Genomic DNA, 7,158 nt, shown 5'->3' with positions numbered 1-7,158 from the left:
GTGGCCATGGCCATCGCCGTTTCCATCATCGTCACCATTATGATGATGCACACCGGTTTCAAGGAAGTGGACCCCAACAAGGTGAAGCTCGTGCGAACCTTTGGAGCCAGCAAGGGGCAGGTCCTCTGGAAGGTGATCATCCCCGCGAGCATCCCCACCATGATTGCCGCTTTGAAGGTGAATGTGGGCCTATCCCTGGTGGGGACCATTGTAGGTGAGTTTTTGGCCTCCAAAGCCGGTCTGGGCTACTTAATCGTCTACGGCGGCCAGGTGTTCAACATGTCTTTGGTCATGGCCAGTGTGCTTCTGCTTTTGGCTGTTTCCGTTGTGCTTTACTACGCCGTCTCCTTCCTGGAGGAAAGGGTGACCAAGGGGAGGCAGTAGGGGGCCTGCTGGAGGGAAAGGGCCTGTTTCTGGGGCCCTTTTTTCGCGCCCGCCGGCGCATTTATGGAGGGTTTCGGGCAAGCTTCCAGAATACGAAAAGGAGATACGCTAAGCGAGGTGATCAGCTTGGTCCGAGTGGGAGTGGTAGGTTACGGCACCATGGGTCAGGTGCACAGCCAGGCCCTGCAGAGCATCCCCGGCGCGGAGCTGGTGGTGGTGGCGGATCCCGATCCCGAGCGGCAGGCCCAGGCCCAGCGGGATTACGGCGTAGATACTGTGGGTAGTATCGAAGAGCTGCTGCAGGCGGTAGATGTGGATCTGGTGGACATCTGCACCCCCACCTATCTCCACGCCAGCATTTTCCAGGAGGCCCTTAAGGCTGGCAAGCACATCTTCTGCGAAAAACCCCTGGCCCGCACCTTGGAAGAAGGGGAGCGCCTGGTGGAGCTCAGCGCCGGGTATGGGCAGAAGATCGGCATAGCCCATGTTTTGCGCTTTACCCCGGCCTATGTGCGCATCAGGGAGAGCGTAGTTCAGGGCAGGCTGGGTAAGGTCGCGGTGGCCCGCACCTCCCGGGGGGGCAGCCAGTTTCCCCGGGGCTGGCACGATTGGTTTGCCGACTTCGACTTAAGCGGGGGAGTGATCCTCGATCTGGCGGTGCATGACATCGACTACCTGCGCTGGCTCTTCGGGGATGTGCAGCGGGTCTACGCCCAAAGCACCCGGGGCCGCACATCCGCCCAGCTGGAGTGGGCCTTCATCGTGCTTCGCTTTAAGAGCGGTGTGATCGCCCATGTGGAAGCGGGCTGGTCCAGCTCCCCCGGTGAGTTCCACACCGCGGTGGAGATCGCCGGAGAGAAGGGCCTTGTGGACTACGACAGCCGCCGGGCCCAGCCCATCGCGCTGGCGGGCGGTGCTGAGCTTCCCCTGGGCACCCTCCATCCGTATTACCTAGAACTCCAAGACATGATCGAGGCCATCAGAGGCGATAGGCCTCCGTTGGTTACCGTGGAGGATGCCTTCCAGTCCCTGAAAGTGACCCTGGCCGCGCTGGAATCTGCCCAAACCGGCCGGGTCGTGGAGCTTTAGGAGGTGAAGGTGATGGTTAAGATCGGTATAGTCAGCCTCGCCCACATGCACGCCTTCAGCTACGGGGCGGCCCTGCAGAAGATCCCCGGTGCGCAGCTTGTGGGTATCTTCGACCCCGACCAAAAGCGGGGAGCGGAGGGTGCCAAGCGGTTTAGCTCCCAGTTCTTCCCGGAGGCGGAAGCCCTCTTGGACCAGGTGGATGCGGTGATCATCTGCTCGGAGAACAGCCGCCACCGGGAGTACACCGAGCTGGCCGCGGCCCACGGCTGCCATGTGCTTTGTGAAAAGCCCATCGCCACCAATCTAGAAGATGCCAAGGCCATGATCGACGCCTGCGCCAAGGCCGGCGTGAAGCTGCAGATCGCCTTCCCCGTCCGCTTTGCCGAGCCGGTCCGGGCGGTGAAAGATCTCTTAGATCAGGGGAGGATCGGGGAGGTTGTGGCCATCCGGGGCACCAACCGGGGGAAGATGCCCGGGGGCTGGTTCATCGACCGGGAACTGGCCGGTGGCGGTGCGGTGATGGACCACACCGTCCACGTGGTGGATGCGGTGCGCTGGCTCTTGGGCCGGGAGTTCATCTCCGTCTACGCGGAGGTGGATAGCAGGATCTGGGGGATACCCCTGGATGACTGCGGCATGCTCTCCCTGGAGCTGGAGGGGGGTATCATCATGACCCAAGACCCCAGCTGGTCCAGGCCCAAGTCCTTTCCCACCTGGGGCGATGTTACTTTGGAGTTTGTGGGCACCGAAGGGGTGATCTACCTGGATGCCTTCGCCGAGAACTTCCTGGTTTACGATGATGGACAGGGCCAGATCCTCCAGGAGTTCTACGGCGGGGATATGGATTACGGTTTAATCAAGGATTTCGTGGCGGCAGTGGCGGAAGACCGGGAGCCCAGCATCACAGGTTGGGATGGTCTCAAAGCCTTGGAGGTAACCCTGGCCGCCTACGAGTCGGCCCGCCGGGGCCAGCCGGTGCGGCTAAGTTAAAGTTTTTTCAACCCAGGGCAAGGAGGGAGTACTATTCTCAGCTTCATTCGACTCAAGGAATTTTTCCGCGCCCACAGGCGCTATTACATTGTGGGCATTCTAGCCCTGATTGTGGTCAACTCCGCGCAGCTGGTGATGCCCAAGATGACCGGCCAGCTCACCGACATGATCGCCGAAGGCACCTTCACCCGGGCGGAGCTGGGCCGGTTCTGCCTGTTCTTAGTTGGCCTGGCGGTGGTTATTGCCGTGTTTCGCTACCTGTGGCGGATCAACATCATGGGTGCCGCCCGGAAGATGGAATACACCCTGCGCAACATGTTCTTTGAGCATCTCCAGAGCCTTTCCACGGAGTTTTTCAACCGCAACAAGACAGGTGACCTCATGGCCCATGCCACCAACGACATCCACGCCATCCGCATGGCCTTCGGACCGGGGATAGTAAGCGCGGTTGATGCAGTTTTCCTCACCACCGCGACCATCTACATGATGGCCCGCACCATCAGCCTGAAGCTCACGTTGGTCGCGCTTTTGCCCCTGCCCTTTATGGTGGGGGTGGGGGTGGGCTTCGGCCGCTTGATCCACCGGCGCTTCCGCCGGGTGCAGGAGGCCTTTGGCCTGCTCACCGACAGGGCCCAGGAGAATTTCTCCGGGATTAGGGTGATCAAGGGTTTTGCCCGGGAAAAAAGGGAAGAGGAGCGCTTTAGGGAAGTGAACGAACTCAACGTGGAGCGGAACATGGCTTTGGTGCGGGTGCACGCCCTGTTCCATCCCCTCATCGGCTACTGCGCTTCCCTGGCCATGGTGATTATCTTAGGCTACGGGGGCTCCTTGGTGCTCAATGGAGCCATCACCTTAGGGGACTTTGTGGCCTTTTACAGCTACCTGGGCATGCTGATCTGGCCGGTGATGGCCATCAGCTGGGTGATCAACATGATCCAGCGGGGTAAAGCTTCCATGGACAGGCTCGATGCCATCTTCACCCAGCGCTCCGAGATCGTTGATCCCCCGGAAAGCGCCCTGGACAAACTCCAGGGCCGGATTGAACTGCGCAGCCTCACCTTCGCCTATCCCAGCTCCACCGAACCTGTGCTGAAGGGGATCAGTGCCGAGATCCTTCCAGGGCAGGTGGTGGGAATTCTAGGCCGCACCGGCTCCGGCAAAACTACCCTGCTCAATCTGCTTTTGCGCCTCTATGATGCGGAGCGGGGGATGATCTTCTTCGATGGGGTGGACATCCACGACATTTCCCTGGAGGTTTTGCGCACCAACATCGGCTACGTGCCCCAGGACAGCTTCCTCTTCTCCACCACGGTGCGGGAGAATATCGACTTCGCCGCCACCGGAAGCAGCCTGGAGCGGGTGATGGAGTACGCCAAGCTCGCGGAAGTCTACCACAACATCGTGGAATTCCCCGATCAGTTCGACACCATCGTGGGCGAGCGGGGGGTAACCCTTTCCGGCGGCCAGAAGCAGCGCATTGCCCTGGCCAGGGCCTTGATCAAAGAGCCCCAGATTCTGCTCTTGGATGACAGCTTCTCCGCGGTGGACACGGAAACGGAGGAGGCCATCCTCCAGAATCTGCGCCGGGTGTTCCCGGGGAAGACGGTGCTCATCGTTTCCCACCGCATTTCCACCATCAAAAACGCCCACCAGATCCTGGTGCTGGAAGAGGGTATGGTCACCCAGCGGGGTACCCATGAGGAGCTGGTGGCCCAGCCCGGTTTGTACCAAGAGCTTTACCACAAGCAGCTCCTGGAAGAACAGATCGAAAGCGTGAGCTGAGTGCTGAAGGCAGGTGAAGAAGTTGCAGTACATGCAGGAAGAACAAACACTTGGTAAAGCCTATGACAGTGCCCTAATGCGCCGGCTGCTGAAGTACGCCAAACCCTATTGGGTCTGGATCCTCTGCTGCATTTTCCTCCTTTTGGTGGTGGCCGCAATCGACCTGGCCACTCCTTACGTGATCAAGGTGGCCATCGACGACCACATTCTAGCCGCCAACCGGGCCTATGTGGTGATGGAAGGCAGCACCGAACATCCAGCCCTGGTCACCATCCAGGGCTATGGACTGCTGCGGGAAGACCGCCTGGAGGATCTCCCGGGGGGGCCCAGGCTGGAGCTGGTGAAAGCAGAGGGGAAGCACTTTCTCCAAAGCGCTGACGGCGACTTCGTTTTGGAACTGAGCCCGGAGGAGCTCAGGGAGCTGCGCCGCTATGAGGTCAGTGCCATCCTGCGGCTGGGGCTCTTTCTCTTAGTGCTTTTGACCGTGGGTTTTGTGCTCAACTACGGGCAGGTTTACCTTTTGCAGTACACCGGGCAGCGGATCATTTTTGATATCCGCCAGGATCTTTTCAGCCACATCCAGCGCCTGGCCCTGCGCTTCTTCGACGGCCAGCCCGTGGGGCGGCTGGTCACCAGGGTAACCAACGACATCGAAAACCTCAACGAGATGTACACAGGGGTTTTGGTCAACCTGTTTAAGGATGTCTTTATGGTTTTAGGCATCATCATCGTCATGTTTAGGTTGGATACCCGGCTGGCCTTCACTTCCTTAAGCGTGCTGCCGGTGATTGTGGTCATGACGGCCATTTTCCGCACCAAGGCCCGGGCCGCCTACCGGGAGACCAGGGTGCGCTTGGCCCGGATCAACGCCAACTTCGCGGAGACCATCTCCGGCATGCGGGTGGTGCAGATCTTCCGCCAGGAACGGCGCAAGTTTAAGGAGTTCGAAGAGATCAACCGGGATCACTACCGGGCCAGCATGCGGGAGCTCATGGTCTATGCCGTGTTTAGGCCGGCCATCAACATGATGGATCTTTTAGCCAAGGTGCTCCTCTTTTGGGTGGGGGGCTCGCTGCTGCTCAGCCGCAGCATCGAGTTTGGCGTGGTTTACGCTTTTGTAAGTTACATGGAGATGATGTTTAGGCCCATCAATGACCTGACGGAGAAGTTCAACATCATGCAGGCCTCCATGGCCTCCGCGGAGCGCATCTTCCTGATCAAAGATGAAGAGCCCGCGATCAAAGAGCCGGAAAACCCCGTGCCCCTGGGAGAAGTGATGGGGCGCATCGAATTTAAGAACGTCTGGTTCGCCTATGTGGGGGAAGAGTGGGTGTTAAGGGATGTCTCCTTCACCGTGGAACCGGGGCAGACGGTGGCCTTTGTGGGGGCCACCGGTGCGGGCAAAACCACCATCATGAACCTGCTCACCCGCTTTTACGACATCCAAAAGGGGCAGATCCTCATCGATGGTAAGGATATCCGCACCTTGCGCAAGGAAGAGCTGCGCCGGAGTATCGGGTTGGTGATGCAGGATGTGTTCCTCTTTTCCGGCACCATCGCGGAAAACATCAGGCTGTGGAATCCCGAGATCACCAGGGAGCAGATCGAAGAGGTGGCCCGCTACGTCAACGCCCACCACTTCATTGAAAAGCTGCCGAGAAAGTACGATGAGCCGGTGACAGAGCGGGGTTCCACCCTCTCCGCGGGCCAGCGGCAGCTGATTGCCTTTGCCCGGACCTTGGCCTATGACCCCGCCATCTTGATCCTGGATGAGGCCACGGCCAACATCGACACAGAAACGGAGCAGCTGATCCAAGATGCCCTGCCGAAGCTGCTCAAGGGCAGGACGAGCCTGGTGGTGGCCCACCGCCTTTCCACCATCCAGGATGCGGATCAGATCATCGTGCTGCATAAGGGCAAGATCCGGGAGATGGGCACCCATCAGGAGCTTCTGGCCCAGAAGGGTTTGTACTACAACCTCTTCTTGCTGCAGTACAAGGAGGATTTCAGCGCCCCGGAAGGGGCGCGGCAGGTAAGCAGCTAGGGATGGAGTTCATCCGCGGGCAGGGGAGAGCAGATTTTCAGCTGCTCTCCTTTTTTGCGGGGATGGGGAAAGCTCACCTCCAGGGCATGGAGGGCCAGGCGCGGACCCCTTGGCCCACCGTAGCGCACATCGCCCCAAAGGGGATGGCCCAGGGCCGCGAGGTGCCTTCTGATCTGGTGGGTGCGCCCCGTTACCAGCTCCACCAAAAGCTCTGTGCAGTGGGGATGGACCTTCAGGGGCTCAAGTTTGGTTACAGCCCGCCGGCCCTGGATCGGAAGCTCTATGGTGCCCGGCCTCTCCCACTTTCCCAGGCAGATGGCGTAGTAAATCCGGCGCACCTGGCCTTGGGCCCAGAGCGCGCTTATTTCCGCCTGCACCTCCGCCTCCTTGGCGAAGAGGACCACACCGGAAGCGGGGGTATCCAGGCGGTGCACCGGCCGGGGGGTGAGCTTCAGCCCCCGGGAGAGGAAATACCCGGCGACCTGGTTGGCCAGGCCCCCTTGGTCTTTTACAGAATAGGTGGGTAGGCCAGCCGGTTTATCCGCTGCCAAAAGCCACTCGTCTTCATACAAAATTCGCAGGCCCCCCGCCTTGGCCACCGGGATTTTCACCTGTTCCTGGGCGGGCAGGGCCACCTGCACCACATCTCCGGCCCGGAGTTTGCTTTTGCTGTGGGCGGGTCGCCCGTTGCGCATCAGGCCCTGGGTGCGCACCGCCTTTTGCAGCCTGCGGCTGGAGAGGCCCAGCACCTCCCGGGCAAAGACCCCCAGCTCCAGCCCTGCTTCGCTGGGCTTTACTTCTGCTTGCTTGATGATGATTTTCCCCTGCATAGCCTTTACTCCGTTTTTTGTAACTAATTGGCCAGGGGC

The 7,158-nt window shown here is 60.0% G+C and carries 6 protein-coding genes; 5 read left to right on the top strand and 1 reads right to left on the bottom strand.

All coding sequences use genetic code 11. The features are described 5' to 3' along the window. From ACE4YL_RS10850 to ACE4YL_RS10830, 5 genes are all read left to right on the top strand, one after another. On the top strand, positions 1 to 384 hold a 384-nt coding region (locus ACE4YL_RS10850; RefSeq protein ID WP_461369632.1), incomplete at its 5' end, for an ABC transporter permease. A 117-nt stretch (positions 385 to 501) separates the two neighbouring features. After that, entirely contained in the window at positions 502 to 1,473 is a 972-nt protein-coding gene (locus ACE4YL_RS10845; RefSeq protein WP_461359331.1) for a Gfo/Idh/MocA family protein, read from the top strand. A gap of 12 nt (positions 1,474 to 1,485) precedes the next feature. Beyond that, complete coding sequence (locus tag ACE4YL_RS10840; RefSeq protein ID WP_461359332.1) at positions 1,486 to 2,463, top strand: Gfo/Idh/MocA family protein; 978 nt, start codon at positions 1,486 to 1,488, stop codon at positions 2,461 to 2,463. A 33-nt stretch (positions 2,464 to 2,496) separates the two neighbouring features. After that, positions 2,497 to 4,245 carry an ABC transporter ATP-binding protein gene (locus ACE4YL_RS10835; RefSeq protein WP_461359333.1) on the top strand — a complete coding sequence of 583 codons (1,749 nt, stop codon included), beginning with the start codon at positions 2,497 to 2,499 and terminating at the stop codon, positions 4,243 to 4,245. A 31-nt stretch (positions 4,246 to 4,276) separates the two neighbouring features. Continuing rightward, positions 4,277 to 6,289: an ABC transporter ATP-binding protein gene (locus ACE4YL_RS10830; protein WP_461360403.1), complete on the top strand. Its 2,013-nt coding sequence runs from the start codon at positions 4,277 to 4,279 to the stop codon at positions 6,287 to 6,289. Here ACE4YL_RS10830 and ACE4YL_RS10825 read toward each other — a convergent pair. Beyond that, a complete protein-coding gene (locus ACE4YL_RS10825) occupies positions 6,286 to 7,119 on the bottom strand; it encodes an RluA family pseudouridine synthase (protein WP_461358200.1) in 834 nt (277 codons plus the stop codon). The two genes, ACE4YL_RS10830 and ACE4YL_RS10825, sit on opposite strands and share 4 nt — an antisense overlap. Positions 7,120 to 7,158: the final 39 nt, after the last annotated feature.

The organism is Candidatus Darwinibacter acetoxidans (assembly GCF_041936445.1).
Classification (GTDB): domain Bacteria; phylum Bacillota; class Limnochordia; order Darwinibacteriales; family Darwinibacteriaceae; genus DTU010.
Note: the sequence above shows the minus strand (reverse complement) of the source record. Positions and strands in the feature narration are given on the sequence as shown.